General features: G+C 66.7%; 20 protein-coding genes and 1 pseudogene. 11 read left to right on the forward strand and 10 right to left on the reverse strand.

The features are described 5' to 3' along the window. Positions 1–107: 107 nt before the first annotated feature. The 4 genes from IPK20_25100 to IPK20_25115 are packed head-to-tail and all read left to right on the forward strand — an operon-like array spanning position 108 to position 4,044. On the forward strand, positions 108–1,076 hold the full coding sequence (locus IPK20_25100) for a tripartite tricarboxylate transporter substrate binding protein (protein MBK8019641.1): 969 nt from the start codon (positions 108–110) through the stop codon (positions 1,074–1,076). Between the two features lie 27 nt (positions 1,077–1,103). Then, complete coding sequence (locus IPK20_25105; GenBank protein ID MBK8019642.1) at positions 1,104–2,309, forward strand: mandelate racemase/muconate lactonizing enzyme family protein; 1,206 nt, start codon at positions 1,104–1,106, stop codon at positions 2,307–2,309. A gap of 25 nt (positions 2,310–2,334) precedes the next feature. Then, complete coding sequence (locus IPK20_25110; protein ID MBK8019643.1) at positions 2,335–2,859, forward strand: hypothetical protein; 525 nt, start codon at positions 2,335–2,337, stop codon at positions 2,857–2,859. Between the two features lie 45 nt (positions 2,860–2,904). Next, positions 2,905–4,044: a mandelate racemase/muconate lactonizing enzyme family protein gene (locus IPK20_25115; protein ID MBK8019644.1), complete on the forward strand. Its 1,140-nt coding sequence runs from the start codon at positions 2,905–2,907 to the stop codon at positions 4,042–4,044. A 54-nt stretch (positions 4,045–4,098) separates the two neighbouring features. Here IPK20_25115 and IPK20_25120 read toward each other — a convergent pair whose 3' ends face one another. Further along, positions 4,099–4,731: a TetR/AcrR family transcriptional regulator gene (locus tag IPK20_25120; GenBank protein ID MBK8019645.1), complete on the reverse strand. Its 633-nt coding sequence runs from the start codon at positions 4,729–4,731 to the stop codon at positions 4,099–4,101. A gap of 157 nt (positions 4,732–4,888) precedes the next feature. On the opposite strand from IPK20_25120, the gene IPK20_25125 reads away from it, so the two are divergent. Beyond that, positions 4,889–5,305: a DUF4281 domain-containing protein gene (locus tag IPK20_25125; protein ID MBK8019646.1), complete on the forward strand. Its 417-nt coding sequence runs from the start codon at positions 4,889–4,891 to the stop codon at positions 5,303–5,305. A gap of 22 nt (positions 5,306–5,327) precedes the next feature. After that, positions 5,328–6,176, forward strand: a complete 849-nt coding sequence (locus IPK20_25130; GenBank protein MBK8019647.1) for a hypothetical protein — start codon at positions 5,328–5,330, stop codon at positions 6,174–6,176. Positions 6,177–6,411: 235 nt separating this feature from the next. Here IPK20_25130 and IPK20_25135 read toward each other — a convergent pair whose 3' ends face one another. Beyond that, entirely contained in the window at positions 6,412–7,629 is a 1,218-nt protein-coding gene (locus IPK20_25135; protein ID MBK8019648.1) for an MFS transporter, read from the reverse strand. Positions 7,630–7,718: 89 nt separating this feature from the next. Then, positions 7,719–8,360: a shikimate dehydrogenase gene (locus tag IPK20_25140; protein ID MBK8019649.1), complete on the reverse strand. Its 642-nt coding sequence runs from the start codon at positions 8,358–8,360 to the stop codon at positions 7,719–7,721. Between the two features lie 76 nt (positions 8,361–8,436). Between IPK20_25140 and IPK20_25145 the strand changes: the two are divergent. Then, a pseudogene (locus IPK20_25145) lies at positions 8,437–10,201 on the forward strand (glutamine--tRNA ligase/YqeY domain fusion protein). Between the two features lie 426 nt (positions 10,202–10,627). Here IPK20_25145 and IPK20_25150 read toward each other — a convergent pair. From IPK20_25150 to IPK20_25170, 5 genes are all read right to left on the reverse strand, one after another. Then, positions 10,628–11,107 (reverse strand): cytochrome P460 family protein, encoded by a 480-nt coding sequence (locus IPK20_25150; protein ID MBK8019650.1) that lies wholly within the window; start codon positions 11,105–11,107, stop codon positions 10,628–10,630. Positions 11,108–11,342: 235 nt separating this feature from the next. Next, a complete protein-coding gene (locus tag IPK20_25155) occupies positions 11,343–12,503 on the reverse strand; it encodes an AAA family ATPase (GenBank protein ID MBK8019651.1) in 1,161 nt (386 codons plus the stop codon). A 13-nt stretch (positions 12,504–12,516) separates the two neighbouring features. Next, positions 12,517–12,861 carry an antibiotic biosynthesis monooxygenase gene (locus IPK20_25160; protein MBK8019652.1) on the reverse strand — a complete coding sequence of 115 codons (345 nt, stop codon included), beginning with the start codon at positions 12,859–12,861 and terminating at the stop codon, positions 12,517–12,519. Positions 12,862–12,897: 36 nt separating this feature from the next. Continuing rightward, on the reverse strand, positions 12,898–13,377 hold the full coding sequence (locus IPK20_25165) for a nuclear transport factor 2 family protein (protein ID MBK8019653.1): 480 nt from the start codon (positions 13,375–13,377) through the stop codon (positions 12,898–12,900). A 40-nt stretch (positions 13,378–13,417) separates the two neighbouring features. Then, positions 13,418–14,053, reverse strand: coding sequence for a glutathione S-transferase family protein (locus IPK20_25170; protein MBK8019654.1), 636 nt, complete (start codon positions 14,051–14,053; stop codon positions 13,418–13,420). A 197-nt stretch (positions 14,054–14,250) separates the two neighbouring features. Here IPK20_25170 and IPK20_25175 point away from each other — a divergent pair, with 197 nt between their 5' ends. The 3 genes from IPK20_25175 to msrA all read left to right on the forward strand — a co-directional run bounded on the left by IPK20_25175 (position 14,251) and on the right by msrA (position 16,595). Continuing rightward, the gene (locus IPK20_25175; protein ID MBK8019655.1) at positions 14,251–15,399 is read left to right on the forward strand and encodes an MFS transporter; all 1,149 of its coding nucleotides are present in this window, start codon (positions 14,251–14,253) and stop codon (positions 15,397–15,399) included. 84 nt (positions 15,400–15,483) lie between these two features. After that, positions 15,484–15,966, forward strand: a complete 483-nt coding sequence (gene msrB / locus IPK20_25180) for a peptide-methionine (R)-S-oxide reductase MsrB (GenBank protein MBK8019656.1) — start codon at positions 15,484–15,486, stop codon at positions 15,964–15,966. Beyond that, entirely contained in the window at positions 15,963–16,595 is a 633-nt protein-coding gene (gene msrA / locus IPK20_25185; protein MBK8019657.1) for a peptide-methionine (S)-S-oxide reductase MsrA, read from the forward strand. Before msrB ends, msrA begins: the two co-directional genes overlap by 4 nt. Before the next feature lie 10 nt (positions 16,596–16,605). Here msrA and IPK20_25190 read toward each other — a convergent pair whose 3' ends face one another. Further along, positions 16,606–17,511 carry a spermidine synthase gene (locus IPK20_25190; protein MBK8019658.1) on the reverse strand — a complete coding sequence of 302 codons (906 nt, stop codon included), beginning with the start codon at positions 17,509–17,511 and terminating at the stop codon, positions 16,606–16,608. A 117-nt stretch (positions 17,512–17,628) separates the two neighbouring features. On the opposite strand from IPK20_25190, the gene IPK20_25195 reads away from it, so the two are divergent. Beyond that, positions 17,629–17,808, forward strand: coding sequence for a CopG family transcriptional regulator (locus IPK20_25195; protein MBK8019659.1), 180 nt, complete (start codon positions 17,629–17,631; stop codon positions 17,806–17,808). An 18-nt stretch (positions 17,809–17,826) separates the two neighbouring features. Here the strand turns inward: IPK20_25195 and IPK20_25200 are convergent, their stop codons facing one another. After that, positions 17,827–19,503 (reverse strand): STAS domain-containing protein, encoded by a 1,677-nt coding sequence (locus IPK20_25200; protein MBK8019660.1) that lies wholly within the window; start codon positions 19,501–19,503, stop codon positions 17,827–17,829. Between the last annotated feature and the right edge of the window lie 52 nt (positions 19,504–19,555).

A 19,555-nucleotide genomic window follows, 5' to 3' on the forward strand; every position in this document is an offset into this window, starting at 1 on the left:
GAAACGGGCGATGATAGGGGCTGGCTGGAACCCCAGGCGCCCGCCGCTCCAAGCCCTGGCGAGTTCCGTGAGGACAGCATTTCCGTCAACAAGCCCCGAACGTCACCATGTCACTGCTCCGCATCGTCATCGCACTCATCGCACTGGTGCTCCCGTTCTCGGAACCGGGCGCGCAGACCTTTCCCCGCAAGCCGGTCAAGATCGTCGTGCCCTTCCCGCCAGGAGGCACGCCGGACATGCTCTCGCGCATCCTCGGTCAGCGGGCCAGCCAGATCCTCAAGCAATCCGTCATCGTGGAGAACCGACCGGGCGCCGGGGGCAACGTGGCGATGGAGGTCGTGGCCCGGTCGCCCGCCGACGGGTACACGCTGATCATGGGCACGATCGGCACGTGCGCGATCAATCCCTACATCTACAAGAAGGTGGGCTTCGACGTGGAGCGGGATTTCGTGCCGGTCATGGGGGTGGGTTCCATCTCCAATCTGTTCGCCGTGCATCCGTCGGTACCGGCGTACAGCGTGAAGGAACTCGTGGCGCTCGCCAAGGCAAGACCGGGTGAGCTCACGTATGCGAGTTCGGGGTTCGGTTCGTCGATCCACCTCATCGCGGAAGTCTTCCAGTCCGTGGCCGGCATCGATCTGCGCCACGTCCCGTACAAGGGCAGCGCCCTGGCCGTCACGGCGCTGGTCGGCGGTGAAACGCAGATGATGTTCGACAACATCCCCTCCATCTCCCCGCATGCGCTTGCCGCCAAGGTTCGGCCGCTCGCGGTGACCGGTACGGCCCGTTCAAGGCTGTTCCCGAACGTCCCGACGATGAAGGAAGCCGGTTACCCGGATGTCGTGATCAAGCCGTGGTTCGGATTGCTGGCACCGGCGAAGACGCCGGCCGACGTCGTAACGAAGCTGAACGAAGCCTTCAACGAGGCCATGCGCGACGCCACCGTACAGAAGCGCTTCGCCGAGATCGACCTGGAACCGGCCGGAGGCAGCGGCGCCGACTTCGCGAAGCTGATCCGTGCGGAAAGCGCCAAATGGAGCGCCGTGGTGAAGGAAAAGAACATTGTCGCGGAGTAACCGGGGACGAGCCGCCGAGGAGCCGGAATGAAGATCACCGCCATCGAAACCATCCGTCTGCCCGACCGGCCCAACCTGCTGCTCGTGCAGGTCCACACCGATGAAGGGCTCGTCGGGCTCGGCGAGACGTCACGCGGACCTGGCCCGGTCGAGGCGCAGATCCACGATCTTTCGGCCCCCGTGCTGCTGGGCGAGGACCCGCTGGCCATCCAGAAGCACAACCGCGCGCTGATGGCGACCTACCTCGGCTTTTCCTCCAGCAGCACCGAAGTGCGCGCGGCCTCGGCGCTCGACATCGCGCTGTGGGACATCTTCGGTCAGGCGACCGGCAAGCCGATCCATCAGTTGCTGGGGGGTGCCTGCCGCGACCGCATCCGCGTCTACAACACCTGCGCGGGCTACCACTACAACACGCGCTCTGTCGGTCGGCGGCAGTTGGCGGTGGGCGACACCGCAGCGCAGGCCGAAGGTCCCTACGACGATCAGATCGCCTTCACGCACCGCGCCGACGAACTGGCGCTGAGTCTGCTCGAGGAAGGCTTTACAGCCATGAAGATCTGGCCGTTCGACCCCTATGCGGCCGACCGCGGCGGCAGCTTCATTCCCGCACGGGACCTCGAATTGGCGCTGGAGCCGTTCCGCCGCATCCGCAAGGCCGTCGGCAGTCGCATCGAGGTGATGGCCGAGTTCCACTCGCTCTGGAACCTGCAGCAGGCGAAGCAGATTGCCAGGGCCCTGGAGCCCTTCGCGCCCTACTGGTCCGAAGATCCGATCCGCATGTGCGACGTCTCGACGCTGCAGGAATACGCGAGAAGCACGACGATCCCCGTGTGTGCCAGCGAGACGCTCGGAGGCCTCTATCCGTTCCGCGACGTGCTGGAGGCGCAGGCTGCGGACGTCGTCATGCTGGACGTCGGCTGGTGCGGGGGACTCACCGAGGCACGCAAGATCGCAGCCCTGGCGGAAGCCTGGCAGCGGCCGGTGGCGCCGCACGACTGCAACGGACCCGTGGTGTGGGTCGCGTCCATCCATCTGATGGCGCACCTGCCCAACGCGCTCATCATGGAAGTCGTGCGCGCGTACTACACGACCTGGTACAAGGATGTCCTCACCGACCTGCCTCGGGTGGAAAAGGGTTTCGTCCACCCGCTGGACGGCCCGGGCCTGGGGACGCGGCTGCTGCCCGATCTGGTCGGCCGCGAGGGCGTGCAGGTACGCCGCAGCGGGTCTTAGCCATCCGTTTCACGGAGGATCGCCCATGAAGTTCATCGGACAACTGCTCGGCGCGCACCTGGCGCGATACCCTCAGATGCAGCTCGCGGACATCTACAAACTGCTGCACCAGGCCGCTCTGGGTCCTGCCCACGCGATCGAGAGCGGCGATGCCATTGCACGCCTGCGTGAAGAGGCCGCGTCGCTCGCGCCGTCGGCCTCGGCCGACCCGGTCTGCGACGTCATCTCGCCCGATGGCCGCCTGGCGCGTGTGCACGTGCGGCCGTACCTCGCCATCGGCCGGGATCTCGACGCGCTGGCTACCGCGTTCGCGCGTACCGCCTGCGAATACGCGGGCTCGGAAGACAAGCTCGCCAAGTTTTGCGGCTGCCTGGGCGATCTGGCGGACGCCGGCGGCATTCCGTTCATCCGGGCAAACGTCGAGACCTACATGAATGCTCGCCGCGACGAGGGCTGGCCCGCCGTGCATCACTCGGATCCGTACCGGGCCGCGTACGGCCCCGCCTACCGGGTGATCGACATTTCGCTGCTGACCGACCTCCCCCGCTGACCCTTCCACGGAGTCCCCATGAGCACTGCCGGCACCGCCTCCAGCCTGAGGATCCGCGACATCGTCGCCCTCCCCACCTCGTTCCCGGTTCGCGCCGAAGACAGCGTGACGCTTGGCATCGGGCGGGCCGTCAAACGCGATGCCGTGATCGTGAAGGTGGTGACCGAGTCCGGCCTCGTCGGTTACGGCGAGGCGCATCACGGCCGCGCCCCGGGCGCCGTGGCGCGGCTGGTCGAAAGCACGGTGAAGCAGCTCACCATGGGGCAGGATGCCGCGGACGTGGTGGGTGTGTGGAAGCGCATCTACGACAAGCAGCTGGGCAGTCACGGCATGGGGGCCGGCACGTGTCTCGCCATGTCGGGACTGGACATGGCGCTGTGGGACATCCGCGGCAAGGCGGCCGGCATGCCGCTCTATCGCATCCTGGGGGGCGCCTCGCGCCCCATTCCGGCATACGCAGGCGGCGTGTCGCTCGGCTACCAGCCGCCCGGCGAGCTGGTGGAGGAGGCGCGCGTGCACGTCGAGGCCGGCTATCGCGCAGTGAAGCTTCGCATCGGCGACACCGTAAAAAACGACATCGAGCGCATCGAGGCCGTTCGCCGAGCCTTCGGCGACGATCTCGCGATCCTGACCGATGCGAACACCGGGTACGACGTGGCGGCCGTGCGCGCGGCGATGCCGCAGCTCGACGCGCTGGGCGTGGGCTGGCTGGAAGAACCTTTCCCCGCTCACGACTACCACAGCTATCGCCTCGCAGGCGGATTCGGACGCACGCCGCTCGCGGCCGGCGAGAACCACTACACGCGCTACGAGTTCCAGCACGTCCAGGCGTGCGAGGCCATCACGATCTGGCAGCCGGACCTGTCCAAGTCAGGAGGCATCACCGAAGTGCTTCGCATCGCGGCAATGGCCTCGGCTCGGAAGATCCCGGTGCATCCGCACACCTCGATGACCGGCCTCAACATGGCGGCCTGCGTGCACTTCCTGTGCGCCATCGACAACGGGGGCTACTTCGAGGCGGACGTCTCCCGGAACAACCGCTTCCGCGACGAGCTGGTCGACACGCCGTTCGCCGTAGGCCGCGACGGCAACGTCCGGCCTCTGGAAGGTCCCGGATTGGGCGTGGAGGTGAACGAGGATTTTCTCGTCCGGCATCCGCTCATCGACGGTCCGGCCTACGTCTGATTTCAGGGGCCCCGGCGTTCTCCCGGCGGCCGCAGCGAGCGCCCGCCGAGGCCGTCACCGCTCGAACACGCTGCGCGCCCGCTGCATCATGTCGATGAACCGTTCGCGCGCGTGTTCGTGATCGCCCACCTGCGACGCAAAGAGGTTGTTGTCCAGCATCAGCGTCGCGAGACCGTGCACCAGTGACCACGCGAACTGAACGCAGGGCGCCAGATCGGCGTCCGGTCGACCTGCCCTCTTCAGCACGTTGCGCATGCACGACTCGAAGTGCTGGTAGACGGGGTAGGCCGACCGCTGCAGGTCCGGGTTCGCGAAGTCCAGGCGGTCACTGCGGAACATGAGCTGGAACCGCGCCCGGTGGGCCAGCGCATAGTCGAGATAGGCGAGGCCGTTGGCCACGAGTCGCTCGTAGGCTCCCGGCTGAGCTGCCTCCCTGTACTGGCGCGTGAGCGCCTCCAACTGGTCGAAGCTCTGGGCCGCGAACGCGGACAGCAGCCCGCGAACGTCGCCGAAATGGTGAGCCGGGGCGCCGTGTGACACGCCGGCGCGGCGCGCGCATTCGCGCAGCGTGAACCCTTCGAGTCCGGACTCGTTCAGCACCGACTCGGTGGCCGAGAGCAGCGCGTCGCGCAGCGCCCCGTGGTGGTAGGGCGCCTCCCCGGCGCGAGCGCGTGTCGTTCTCGGCATTTCCTCTTCCTCGCGCCTCACGGCAACGGCCGACCCCCGGCCGTGTCCGCCATGGCAATTTCGTTCTTGACACTGTCTAGTTTAGCCGGTACCGTTCGCCCACCTCAACTAGACACTGTCTATTTAGGAGTTCGACATGCACGAATCCCTCTTCTCCATGTCCGGATCTCTGGCCCTTGCCGGTTGGATCGCCCTGGCCGCGGTCCCGCTTCGCTTCCGGATCGCGCGTCCGGTCGCTCTCGCCGTCGCCCTGGTGCTGACGGCACTCTACATCGCCCTGATCCTTTCGTACTGGTCTTCGGGGACTGGCGATTTCCAGTCGCTTGCCGGGGTCGCCCGTCTGTTCGAGCACCCGGGACTGCTGCTCGCCGGATGGATCCACTACCTGGCCTTCGACCTGCTGGTCGGGACGTGGGAGCGGGAGGAGGCCCGCCGCATCGGGCTGGCCCAGTGGGTTCTCGTTCCCTGCCTCGTCCTGACCTTCCTCTTCGGGCCGCTCGGCTGGGCCGCGTTCCTCGCGTGCCGGACCGTGCGACTCGATTCCAGGCACGACACCGCTGCCGTCCGCCCCTGACCTTCGCCCCGGAGCATCCCGCATGAACGTCCTCGCCGCCCCTGCCGAAACCTTGCGCCCGCCATCGTTCGAGATCCCCTTCTGGCGCGAACTCGCCCGCCGGCAGCCCTTCCTCTCGTCCGTGGGCCTCATTTGTTTCCTCGCACTCGTCCCGATCGCACTCGCCGGCTACATCGACACGCGCACGGTCCACGGGATCAGCGTGTGGGTGAAACCCGCCAAGTTCCTGGTCGCCATCGGGGTCTACCTGTGGACGCTCGCGTGGTTCTCCGGCTATCTCGGCCCGGACGCCCGTCGTTCCCTCGCGGGTCGCTACGTCGTCTACGGTACGACCATGTTCATCACGCTGGAACTCGTCTGGATCATCGGCATGTCGGCGGCGGGACAGGCATCGCACTTCAACCGGGGATCGCCGGTCGCCAGCGTGCTGTATGGCATCGCGGGCCTTGGCGCCGTGGGTCTCACGGCCAGCCTGCTGGTTCAGGGAATACTGCTGGCACGGGATCGCAGCGTCCCCCTCGCGCCGGCTTTCCGCCTGTCGCTGGTACTGGGATCGATCCTCGCCTTCGCCGGTACGCTCGCGTTCGCGGGATTCATGGCGTCCGGGCAAGGCCACTGGGTAGGCGGCACCCCTTCGGACGTGGGCGGATTGCCCTTGATGGGCTGGTCCCGGACCGGGGGCGACTTGCGTGTGGCGCACTTCTGGGCGACCCACGCCCAGCAGTTCCTCCCGCTCGCCGGGGCGTTGCTGGTCCGCAGAGGGTCAGACTGGAGCAAGGCGGGCGTCTGGAGTGTGACCCTGGTGTACGGCGGATTCGTGGTGTACACGTTCGCCCAGGCCATGGCGGGTCAGCCGTTCCTGGCCGGCTGAGCGATAGCGCTGGCGGGTGGCGGACCGTCTCCCGCTGGGCGGCGCATCCGCGTGCTTCGATGACCAGGATCGACATGGTGGCCTCTCGTGCACTTCCCTGAGCGATCGACCGCGGTGGCCATTTCGCAGTCGACGTATCGAGGAACGACCGTTTCCGGTGCTGGCTTGTTGACACGTGGTGTTTCGTCGGCCGCGATGCGCGAGTGGGTCGATGGCCGCCACCGTCAATCCACTGTCAGTCCACTTCCAGTCGCTTCACGTCGCCAAGGATGAAGATGTAGGACAACGCACCGACCAGCGCCACCGCGCCCACATACGCCAGGGCGAAGTGGAAGGATCCGGTGCCCGCGACGATGAAGCCGATGACCAGCGGCGTGACGATGCCCGCCAGGTTCGCCGCGAAATTGAAGATGCCGCCCGTGAGACCCATGAGATTCTTGGGCGCGATGTCCGAAATGAGCGTCCAGCCCAGGCCCGTCATGCCCTGTGCGAAGAACGCGACGGACAGGATGGCGATCACCAGCGTATCGCTCTGCGCGTAGTTGGCGAGGATGATCGTCGATGCGCCCAGCAGCCCCGCGATGATGGGCGCCTTGCGCGCGACATTGGCCGACCCCGTGCGCTGCAGCAGCGCGTCTGAGACCCAGCCGCCGAACATCACGCCCACCGCCGCGGCGAGGAAGGGCATCACCGCGAAGAACCCGATCTTGATCCAACCCATGTGGCGCTCGGTGGCCAGGTACGTCGGGAACCAGGTGAGAAAGAACACCAGCGTCGAGTTGCCGCCGAACTGGCCCAGGCACGCCCCCACGATCTGACGCTGCCGCAGCAGCGCGCGCACGCGAGCCCACGAGAAACCGCTGCCTGCCGCCGCGCCGGGGGCCATGAGACCGCCGCCCTTCGCGATGTAGTCGAGCTCTGCCTGATTGACCGTGCGGCTCTCGTGCGGTTCGCGGTAGCGGAACCACCAGACGAACGCGAAGACGATGCCGGCCACGCCGGTGGCGAGGAACAGCGACCGCCATCCGTATTGACCCATCAGCCAGAACAGCAGGGGGCTGAAACAGGCCAGTCCGAGATACTCCCCTACGGTGTAGACGCCGGTCGCCCTGGCCCGCTCGTGCTGCGGAAACCAGGTGCTCACCACCCGGCTGTTGGTGGGGAAGCACGGTGCTTCGGTGACGCCCAGTCCGAACCGGAACGCGAGCAGCGAACCGAGGCCAGTGGCAAGTCCCTGCAGCAATGTGAAGACCGACCACAGGCCCACGGAAAGGAAGTAGGTGAGCCGGGCGCCGAAACGGTCGAGAAACACGCCGCCGGGAATCTGCGCCGCGGCGTAGGTCCAGGAGAACGCGGAAAACACGATGCCCATGACCGCTGCGGTCAACCCCAGTTCCTGCGTGAGCGACGGCGCCGCGATCCCCAGCACCGTGCGGTCGAGGTAGTTGATCATGGTCCCGGTCGCCAGCAGCGCAAGCACGCCGAGGCGGGCCCGGCTGCGTGCGGGCGAGGGAGGGTTCACCAAGGGGGTCTGCGACACGGTCAGGTTCCGATCATCCGTTGAAAGTGGTCCAGCATTCTCTTCTCGTCCGGCACGATGCCGGTGAACAGACGGAAGGCCTCGACAGCCTGGAATACCGCCATGCCGCCGCCGTGCAGTGTGCGGCAGCCGATACGTGCCGCCTCTTTCAGCAGCGCCGTCTCGAGCGGGAAATAGACGATCTCCGCCACCCACAGATCCGGTCCGAGCAGTTCGACCGGCAGCGGAAGACCCGGGTGGTTGGCCATGCCGGTCGGTGTGGCGTGAATGAGCCCGTCGGCCTCGCTCATCGCGGCAGCGAGGTCGCCTCCGGCGAGGGCGCGGCCTGCTCCGAAGCGCCTGGACAGGTCATCCGCAAGGCGCGCGGCACGATCTTCGGTCACATCGAAGAGGTGCAGACGCTGCGTGCCCAGGGTGAGTGCCGCATGCGCCACGGCCGCCCCTGCTCCGCCGGCACCGAGCTGCACGACACGGTTCCGGGGCGCGTCGGGGATGCGGCGCCTTCGTGCTCGTGCAGTGCGGGTGAACGGGAAGCCTGGATGCCGGAACCGATCAGCCCGATGAGATAGGAGGAGGCGGGTTGCATGGCGGGCGCATGAAGCGCTCTTCGTGGGACGGCGGCGAGTATTGCACGGACGGGCCACGGTCGAGGCGAGCCTTTAGAATAGCGGGCTTCGAGCCGGGCAGGGCTCCGGCGATGCATTTCCGAGGAACATCCAGTTGAGCAAACCCGAACCGAACGGCGCACCGGCGCCGGCTTCGAACTTCATCCGCAACATCATCGACGCCGATCTCGCCCGCGATGCGTTTTCCGACCGGCTGTGGAGCGGCCGGCCCGGTCCCGCGGCTGTCCAGGCCGGCGGCACCCCGGACCCCGCACGCATCCGCACGCGTTTTCCGCCGGAACCCAACGGTTACCTGCACATCGGACACGCCAAGTCGATCTGCCTCAACTTCGGGACGGCCCGCGACTATGGCGGCGCGTGCCACATGCGGTTCGACGACACCAACCCCACCAAGGAAGAGCAGGAGTACGTCGATTCCATCCTGGACGCCGTGCACTGGCTGGGGTTCGACTGGGGCGAACATCTCTTCTACGCCTCCGATTACTTCGAGACGCTCTACCGGTTCGCCGAGGCCTTCATCGAGCACGGCCTCGCCTACGTGGACTCGGTCAGCGCCGAGCAGATGCGCGAGCTGCGCGGCACGCTCACCGAGGGCGGCAAGGAGAGCCCATACCGCAACCGGAGCGTCGCCGAGAGCCTGGACCTGTTCCGCCGCATGCGTGCGGGCGAGTTCGCGGACGGCGCGCACGTGCTGCGGCTCAAGATCGACATGCGCTCGCCCAACATCAACATGCGCGACCCGGTGATCTACCGGATCCGGCACGCGCACCACCACCGCACGGGCGACGCGTGGTGCATCTATCCGATGTACGACTACACGCACTGCATCTCCGACGCCCTGGAGAACATCACGCACTCCATCTGCACGCTCGAGTTCGAGGATCACCGGCCGCTGTACGACTGGGTCCTGGACAAGCTCGCCGACTTCGGCCTGCTCGCGCGCCCGCTGCCGCATCAGTACGAATTCGCCCGCCTCAACCTCACCTATACGGTGCTGTCCAAGCGCAAGCTCATCCAGCTCGTGGACGAGAAGCACGTGAGCGGCTGGGACGACCCGCGCATGCCCACCATCGTGGGCTATCGCCGCCGCGGCTACACGCCCGAGGCCATCCGCCTGTTCGCCGAGCGCATCGGCGTCTCGAAGGAGAACTCCACCATCGAGATGTCGATCATGGAGGATTGCCTGCGGGAGGACCTCAACGAGCGCGCGCCGCGCGCCACCGCCGTGCTGGACCCGCTGAAGCTCGTCATCGACAACTGGCCTGCGGACAGGACCGAGGAGTGCGAAGCTCCGGTACATCCGCACAAGCCGGAGTGGGGCAAGCGTTCCTTTCGCATCGGCCGCGAACTGTGGATCGAGCGCGAGGACTTCATGGAAGACTCCGGTCAAGGGGTATTTCCGCCTCTTCCCCGGCAACATGGTGCGGCTGCGCTACGGCTACGTCGTGAAGTGCATCGGCTGCGACAAGGACGACTCCGGCCGCATCACTGCCGTGCACTGCGAGGTGATGCCCGACAGCAAATCGGGCACGCCGGGGGCGGACACGTACAAGGTCAAGGGCAACATCCACTGGGTATGCGCGGCCGATGCGCTGGACGTGGAGATCCGCCTCTACGACCGGCTGTTCACCGTGGCATCGCCCGGTGCGGGCGACACGGACTACCTCACCCAGATCAACCCCGATTCGGTGCGCTCGATCCGGGCCAGGCTGGAGCCGGGACTGGCGAGCGCCAAGGCCGAAGACCGCTTCCAGTTCGAACGCCACGGCTACTTCGTGGCTGACCTGCGCGATTCGAAGCCGGGCAGCCCCGTCTTCAACCGTGCGGTGACGCTGCGGGATTCGTGGGGAAAGAACTGACCCGCACGCGCCAGACCCGCCAGTTCTCCGGGTGGCTCATCTGCTGAGCCACCCGCCTGCCTACCATGCCTGCATGGATTCACCTTCCCGTGCCCGCATGGAACTCATCCCGGCAATCTGCTGCACCTGCCGCTTCGGCACCATGATTCCCGCCGTCGTGGCGGAAATCCGCCAGTCCGTGTTCTGGTGCAGGCAAGGGGTGCCGCGCGTCGCCGACCGGGTGGACTGTCCGTGTTATTCGAGAGGGAACGCCACGTGGGAAGTCGCCGAGCCCTCCGCAGGCAGTCACGCAGGCCCGCCGGGTGCACCCACCCAGCCGGGCAGTGAGGCAGCACCCCGGATCGAACCCGGGCGGCCGGCAGGCCCGCCGGCCATGACGGAAACCTGCCGTGGGCGGGAGGGGCCCCTCCCGGGGTCCTCTCGCGATCAGGGCTTGTCGTTCTTCGAGAACAGGTAGTGGTTGTCGGCATGCGGGACGTGACACGCGAAACAGGCCTTGCCTCCGTCCTTGACGACGCGCTGTGACGGATCGCCGCCCTTGAATGCCTCGAATCCCCATCCGCCCGTCTCGGGGTACCGGGCCGAGTTGCGCACCATCACGGCGATGACCTTGCGTGAACCCTGGGCCAGGCTGTTGTTTCCGGCGTCTTCGTACTTGAAGCGGTCGACGACGAAGGTCGCTCCATCCGCGAACTTGCCCGTGCGCAATCCCTCCAGTGCGGCGGGATTCGCATAGACATGCTGTAGTCCGACATTGCCCTCGGGCTGATGCCCGGTCATGTTGACGGTGGACCGGTGGTGAAACCAATTCCGGTATCCGTCCGGGAATGCGATTCCCGTATCTTCCGCCAGGGCGGAAACTGCAATGGCGGCGCCGAGCGCGCCCACCAGCCAGTTGAGCTTCATGGTGACCTCCGTCGTCTTGATGTTCGTGGTGTACCACCGGCAGACCTGCGTCCGGAGTCGCCGGATTGCCCACAGCGTCAGGCTGCTCCCCAGCGCACTGCGGAGCAACGGGAAAAAGGATGATCCGGGCCTCATGAGATTCATGAATCCCGCGCGCGCCTTCACGGTTCCTTTCTCGAGGGCCGGTCGTGTCCGTCGCAGGCGTCAGTAGTCACAGGCTTCCCGGTCCTTCCGTTCACCTGGCCGGCCAATGCCACGCCGGCAGTTCCAGGTCGTCGGCACCCGCGAGCCGTGTCTCGCTCAGCTCCTTCTCCAGCGTGAGTTCGTTGCAACCGGGGGCATCGCGCAGGGCAGCGATGAGCCGCGGGGAGTGAGACACGACGATCACCTGAGCGCGGTTCGCCGACCGAACGATGAGTCTGCCCAGCGCGGGCAGAAGATCGGGATGCAGGCTCGTCTCCGGTTCGTTCAGCACCAGCAACCCGGGGGGACGCGGGCTCAGGAGTGCGGCGATGAGCAGCAGATAGCGCAACGTTCCGTCGGATACCTCCGCGGCCGTCAGCGGCCGCAACAGGCCGTGCTGGCGCATGCGCAGTTCGAAGCGGCCGGCCGAGCCATGCACCGACACGCTCGCACCCGGAAAGGCGTCCTCGACCGCGGCGTCCAGCGCTTCCGTGTCGCCGATTTCCCGGATGGTCTGGACGGCGGCGGCCAGATCGGCGCCGTCGTGACCGAGCACCGGCGTGTGAGTGCCGATCTGCGGGATGCGCGCCGGAGCGTCCTGGTCCGAGCGGAAGTGATCGTAGAACCGCCAGCGGCGCATCTGCTCGCGCAACAGCAGCATCTCGGGCGCGAGCCGCGGATCGACGCCGTGGGTCATCATGCTGTCGAACGTGGCAATGTGCTGCGCGACGACGGACCATTGACCCTCCGTGCGCACTTTCACCACGCCCCCGTGCCGTTCCACCAGCACGCCGGACGGCCGCATCCAGGGTCCGTTCCACAGACACTCGCGCTTGATCTCGGGGTCGTGCGAGAAGGCGGACAGCGAGGGCGTCGGCAGGCCGAGGTCGATGGCGTAACCGAACTCGTCGCTGCCGAACCCGAAACGCAGGCTCACGGGCTTGCTGCGCGGCGTGCCCTGCACCGGCTGATCGCCGCGCCGCATGGCTTTCGAAATGGCTTCCGGCCCCGCCCACAGCACCGACTCGAGTCCGCCCTCGCGAGCGAGCGATGTCACCACCCTGCCCTGCGCCGCGTCGGCCAGGAGCCGCAACGCCCGGTAGAGATTGGACTTGCCGCTGCCGTTGGCACCCGTGACCACGTTCAACTGCGCGAGGGGGACCACCAGTTCGCGCAACGAGCGATACCCGGCAACGGCGATGCAGCTCAGCATGGAGGGGACGGCTTCACCCGTGAATGGCGACGCTGTCCTGCGGGGCCTCGGCGCGCTCCTCCATGCCGTAGTCGCGGACGACGGCCGCCACGCGCAGGCGATAGTCGGCGAACACGCCTGCCCTGCCCTTGGCCTGGGCCATGCGGTGACCAGCCCGGTTGCGCCAGTCGCGTACGGCGGCTTCGTCGCGCCAGTACGACAGGGACACGTACTTGCCGGGCGTGGTGAGGCTGGAGTACCGCTCGATGGAGATGAAGCCCTCCGCGTGCTCCAGTTCGGCCTTCAGCGCGGCAGCCAGGTCCAGGTACTCCTGCATCCGCCCCTCGGCGGGCCAGACTTCGAAGATGACGGCGATCATTCAGTCCTCCTCTTGCAAGACGGTTCGACAGATCACTTACAGCCCCAGATCGGACAACCCCGGATGATCGTCGGGACGCCGCCCCTGGGGCCAACGGAAGAGCCGGTCGGATTCGCGGATGGGCAGATCGTTGATGCTGGCAAAGCGGCGTGCCATCAGCCCATGCTCGTCGAACTCCCAGTTCTCGTTGCCATACGAGCGGTACCAGTTGCCGGCGTCGTCGCGCCACTCGTACGCGAACCGGACGGCGATGCGGTTGCCGTCGAAGGCCCACAGTTCCTTGATGAGGCGGTAGTCCAGCTCGCGTGCCCACTTGCGCACGAGGAATTCGACGATCTGCTGCCGGCCGACGGGGAACTCGGCCCGGTTGCGCCACGCGCTGTCCTTCGTGTATGCCATCGACACGCGTTGCGGGTCGCGGCTGTTCCACGCGTCCTCCGCCATCCGCACCTTCTGCATCGCCGTCTCGCGCGTGAACGGGGGAAACGGCGGTCGTGCCTCTGCTGTCGTGTTCATGTGCTGCTCCTGTCGGAAGATTCGCTTGCGGCCTTCCGCTTCAACGGCTTGCCACGGGACCGCGAGGCATCAGTTCGTACGGCGGCCGCCACCCCGGCAGGCTCGCGATGCGCTGCGTCCAGGCCTCGATGTTCGGCGTGGCGTCCAGTTCGACGCCCGCGTGCTCGGGATAGTAGAGGTAGCCCACGGCGGAGATGTCGGCGATCGTCGGCTCGTCTCCGGCCAGGAACGGCTGTCCGGCGAGATGGTTCTCGACGATGACACGGCTCGCCTCCACGCGCTGACGCAGGAAGGCGATGACCGCCGGGTCGCCCGCCTTCTGCAAGCCTGCGAGAAAACGCAGGGTCGCGAAGTAGGAGGTGAACTTGTGGTTGTCGAACAGGATCCAGCGCCAGATTTCCCGCCTGTGCGCGGCGTTGCGCGCACCGAACATTCCGGTGCGTTCGGCGAGGTAGTCGAGGATCACGCCCGACTGCGAGATCAGTTCGCCGCCGTGATTCAGTACCGGGACCTCGCCGATTTCGCTCACGTCGTGGCGAAAGGATGCGCTGCGCGTCTGGCCGCCGAAGTAGTCGACCCACTCGGGCGCCCAGTCGGCGCCCGTGAGCGCGAGCATCAGCGCGGCCTTGTACGAATTGCCGGATTCGGCAAAGCAGTACAGCGTGTATTCGGCCATGGGGCGTCCTCTTGTCGTGTTCAGGGATGGCTGCCGTGCGGCGGCACGGTGCACCGCACATTGAGTCCCCGGCCGGGTGCGTGTTACGGTCCGCCGGCTCGGGCCAGCCAGGATCCGGAAGCCGCCGGACGAACGCTGGCGCCGAGGCACGTTCTGGCGCACCGGCGCTGCACCACAACCCGCCCCGAGGAGGTCTCATGCAGTCGCCATTGTCGCCCGAACGCCGCAGCCAGGTGTTGAAGAAAGTCTCCTGGCGCCTGCTGCCGCTCGTGGTGGCGAGCTATCTCGTGGCGTACATCGACCGCACGAACGTCTCGTTCGCGGCGCTCACGATGAACCCGGACCTGGGTCTTTCCGCCTACATGTACGGCTGGGGCGCGGGCATCTTCCCCGGTATCATCTTCTATCTCACCTTCTGGTTTCCGGCGGAGTACCGCGGGCGGGCGATTTCGGTCCTGTACATCGCCGTGCCCATGTCCAACGCGCTCGCGTCGATGATCTCCGGCGTCATCCTGCAGATGGACGGCATCTGGGGTCTCAAGGGCTGGCAGTGGATCTTCATCATAGAAGCCATGCCGGCGGTGCTCCTGGGGTTCGTGGTGATGAAGTACATGACCGACCGCCCCCGCGAAGCCGCATGGCTGGAACCCGAGGAACGCGAGTGGCTGGAATCCGAACTGCAGGCCGAACGGGATCATGTGGAACGGCACGGCATGCTCACCATGTTCCAGACGATGAAGGACCCGAGAGTGCTGGCGCTGTCCATCATCTATCTCACCAACGTCACGGCGAGCTACGGCATCGTGTTCTTCATGCCGCAGATGGTGAAGTCCCTGGGGCTCTCCAACCTCGCCACGGGCTTCGTCACGGCCATTCCGTACACCATCGGCATCATCGGGCTCATCGCCTGGGGCTATTCCTCGGACCGGCTGCGCGAACGCCGCAAGCACCTGATCGCCGCGACGGCCGTGGCTGCCGTCGGCTACTTCGCGGCCGGCTGGCTGAGTTCGTCCTACTGGACCGTGGCCGCCATGTCGATCGTGACTCTGGGCGTCTATGGCTGCCGTCCGACCTTCTGGCCCATGCCGTCCCTGTTCCTCACGGGTGCCGCTGCCGCCGCCGGCATGGCGTTCATCAACTCCATCGGAAATCTCGGCGGGTACTTCGGGCCGTTCGTGGTGGGCTGGATCAAGGACAGCACGCACAGCTTCGAGATGGCCCTGTACTTCCTTGGCGCCTGCACGTTCCTTTCGGTGGTGGTCACCTATCTGTCCGTGCGGGCGACGTCCCCTGCAGCCGGTCCGGCCACGGGAACGGGCGAGGCGGTCACGGCGGCACGAAGCTGAATCCAGGGCAGGGGCGAACTCGTATAACGAGCCACGATCAAACCGGGCTCCCGGCCCATCGAGGTTCATCATGCGTCGACGTCGATTTCTGGGTCTGATGGCCTTGTCCGCCGCATTCGGCGGAATGCTCGGATCCGTGACCGCGGCTCCCCCTCGGCTCTCAGGAAATCCCATTCCGAGTGGAAGTCCCTGCTTCCTCCCGACCGCTACGCCGTGCTGTTCGAGGAAGACACGGAGCGCCCCCACACCAGCCCGCTCAATCAGGAAAAGCGGGAAGGGACGTTCGTCTGCGCAGCCTGCTTCCTGCCCCTCTTCGACTCGAACCGCAAGTACGAGAGCGGCACCGGCTGGCCCAGCTTCTGGGAACCCAGGACCGGCGCCGTGGGCACGAAGCGCGACTTCAAGCTGGTATGGCCGCGCACCGAATACCACTGCGCGCGTTGCGGCGGACACCAGGGCCACGTGTTCGACGATGGGCCGAAGCCGACAGGCAAGCGCTATTGCAACAACGGGCTCGCCCTGCAGTTCGTGGCCAGGGGCGAGCCGATGCCGGGGCTGCGCACATGAAGATCCTGCTCTGGGGCACCACGTTCATCGGCGGGGTCGTGCTGGCGGCGGCTGCCTTCTTCCACGCGGACATCGTCGCGAAGGAGTCCGCACCCAAGCCGCCTTCCACCGCGACGGCCGTCTTCGCCGGCGGCTGCTTCTGGTGCGTGGAAGCGGACTTCGAGAAGCTGCCCGGCGTGTTGTCGGCCGAGTCGGGCTATGCGGGCGGGCAGACGCGCGACCCCACGTACCAGCAGGTGAGCGCGGGCGGCACGGGCCATGCGGAGGCAGTGCGCGTCTACTACGACCCGACGAAGGTCACGTACGACCAGCTGCTCGATCACTTCTGGCATCACGTGGATCCGACCGTGAAGGACCGTCAGTTCTGCGACTCGGGCAGCCAGTCCCGCACGGCGATCTTCTACCAGGACGACACCCAGAAGCGTGCCGCAGAAGCGAGCAAGGCGGCGCTGGAGAAGAGCGGCCGGTTCACGCAGATCTTCACGGAAGTCGCTCCCGCCGGAACGTTCTACGTGGCCGAGGAGTATCACCAGGACTACTACCGGAAGAATCCGATCCGCTACAAGTTCTACCGGACTTCGTGCGGCCGGGACGCCCGCGTGGCCGAGGTGTGGCAGGAGAAGCGCTGATGCTCGTCGTTCAGTCCTGGGCCTCCTCGCGGGAGGCCCAGCGGCGCCGGAGCTGATCAGCGTAAGCGGCAAGGTCGAAGCCCAGGCGTCCCGACCACTCCAGCGCCCGGTGACGCGCCGCCGGCCAATCGACGCGCCCGGGCGGATCGGCGAACGCGAAGGCGATGCGGTTGTCTTCGTCCCGGACCTCGAGAATCCAGGGCCTCGCGTCGAACGCCTCGCCGATCAGCGCAAGATGCGCATCGCCCTGGTCGCTCGAGCCGAGCACATTCGCGACCAGGAGTCCGCCGGGCCGCAAGGCGCCGCGGAGATCGCGATAGAAGCCGGCATTGTCCGCGCTGGCGGAGAGGCCCTTGCTGTCGTACACGTCCAGGAGGATGACGTCCGTCCGGGGTCTGGCGGCGATGAGATATTCATGGGCCTCGGCTCGTTCGACCCGCCAGCGCGAATCGTCCGGCGGAATGCAGAACAGGTCACGGAATCCGATCACGTCGGCGTCCATCTCCACCGCCGTCAGCGCAGCGCCCGGCAGATGGCGGTGACAGGTCTTCGCCAGCGAGCCGCCGCCGAGCCCCATCAGCATCACGTGGCGGGGCCGGGGCCGGAGGAGGACGAAGGTCATCATGGCCTGGGTGTAGGCCGCGCAGAGCGCATCCGGCTCCGCGATGCGCATCTCGCTCTGGATGTGCGCAAGGCTGAAGTGCAGCCTGCGCATGCCTTCGTGATCGATCACGAAGGGCTTCGGATACGTGCCATCCAGCAGCCTGACGGCGAGATCGAACAGCTTCGCGTCGAGGGGTTCCCGCAGGCGGACCATGCCGTGCTCGCCCAGAACCGCGGCCGACATGCTGAGGTAGCCCGATTCGGCAGCCGCGGTTCGCTCGCCTCGATGCGTCGCGGCGGCCGGTTCTTCCATGTGGTTCACCGCTCAGTGGCCGGTCGAGCGCCGACCGCCGGATCTGCTGCGCGTGGGTGCAAGCCGTCTTCCGTTCGCATAGAATGTTAATGTGATTAACATGAAGCCGGGTTCTGCATGGAAAACAAGACTGCTCGACTCACCATCCTCATCGACCCGGTGAAGAAGAAGGCGTTCGAGCAACTCTGCGCGTCCCAGGACCTCACGCCCTCGCAAGTGGTGCGGCAGCTCATCCGCGACTATCTCGAGCGCAACGGCGTGGATTACGCGACGCGCTCCCGCAAGCCCCCCCGCTGAGAACCACATTCGCTTCCGTCAGGCCTGCTCACCTGCCGGCAGATCCTTGCGGCCCGCGGAGGCGGCGGAACGCCGAAGGCACTCCGAGAACTCCTCCGCATAGCTGCCTTCTCCCAGCGCCTCCAGCACGCCGGCGCGCTCCAGCTTCGCCCTCACCCGGGCATTCGCTTCGCACAGAAAGACGCGCACGCCGCGCTTTCGCAACTTGTCGGCGACTTCCTCCAGCGTCTGGAGACCCGTGATGTCCATGAACGGGACGCGCCGAAGACGGATCACCAGCACCCGGGGATCCGTGTGGGTCTGCGCGAGCGCCCTCTCGAACTGCTCCACCGCGCCGAAGAAGAAGGGGCCGTCGATGCCGTAGACCAGTACGCCGGGCGGCAGCTCCGTCATGCCCACCCGGTCGAGTTCCTGCGCGATCTCCTGATCGCCGAGGGGCTGCACCTCGACGGAAGCCGCCATGCGCCGCAGGAACTGCAACGTCGCCAGGATCACCCCGATGTTGACGGCAACGACCAGATCCGCGAAGACGGTGAGCCCGAAGGTGATGAGGAGAATCGCCACGTCCGCCCGCGGCGCGCGGCGCACCATGTGGGCGAAGTGCTTCAGCTCGCTCATGTTGTAGGCCACCACGAACAGGATGGCGGCGAGCGCCGCGAGAGGCACGTTCTCCGCCAGCGGCGCCAGGAACAGGATCACCAGCACCAGCGTCACCGCGTGGGTCATGCCCGCGAGGGGACCGGTGCCTCCATTGCGCACATTGGTGGCCGTTCGCGCGATGGCGCCGGTCGCGGCGAAGCCGCCGAACAGCGGAGCGGCGATGTTGGCCACACCCTGCCCGACGAGTTCCTGATTGGAATCGTGCTTGGTCCCGGCCATGCCGTCGGCCACCACGGCGGACAGCAGGGACTCGATGGCGCCCAGCATGGCGACGGTGAAGGCGGGTCCGATCAGTTCGACGATGCGCGCGAGCGTGATCTCGGGCGGCGAGAACGTGGGCAGACCCTGGGGAATGCCGCCGAACGCGCTGCCGATGGTCGTGACGCCGTCGAAGTGGAGGAAGGACTGGAGCGCGGTCGCCACCACCATGGCCACGAGCGGCCCGGGGACCCGGCGCAGGCCCGGCACCCGGGGCGACAGGATCACGATGAGCAGGCTGCCCACCGCGAGAGCCGTCGTCGTGACATGCAGCTGCGGGAAGACCTGGATCAGGTGCCAGAGCTTTTCGTGAAAGTGCTCGCCGGCGACCTTGGGCAGGCCGAAGAAGTAGCTCCACTGCCCCACCCAGATGATCACGCCGATGCCGGCGGTGAAGCCCACGATCACCGGCGCAGGAATGAACTTGATCACCGCGCCCATCTTGGCGAGCCCCATGGCCAGCAGCATGATGCCCGCCATCAGCGTGGCAATCTGCAGACCGTCGATTCCGTGCCTGGCCGTGATGCCCGCGAGGATCACGATGAATGCGCCGGTGGGCCCGGCGATCTGCAGGCGGCTGCCGCCCAGGGCCGACACGAGAAAGCCCGCGATGATGGCCGTGTAGAGGCCTTGTTCGGGCTTGGCCCCGCTGGCGATGGCGAACGCCATGGCAAGCGGCAACGCCACCACGCCCACGATCACGCCCGAGACGATGTTCGGCAACCAGTGGTTGCGACGCAAGAGCCCTGCGTCCCAGGCTTCCTTCAGCGCGATCATCGACCTGGCGCCCTTCCGTGGGAATGAGCATCGTATGTTAATGCATGTAACA

The organism is Betaproteobacteria bacterium, from assembly GCA_016713305.1.
GTDB lineage: Bacteria > Pseudomonadota > Gammaproteobacteria > Burkholderiales.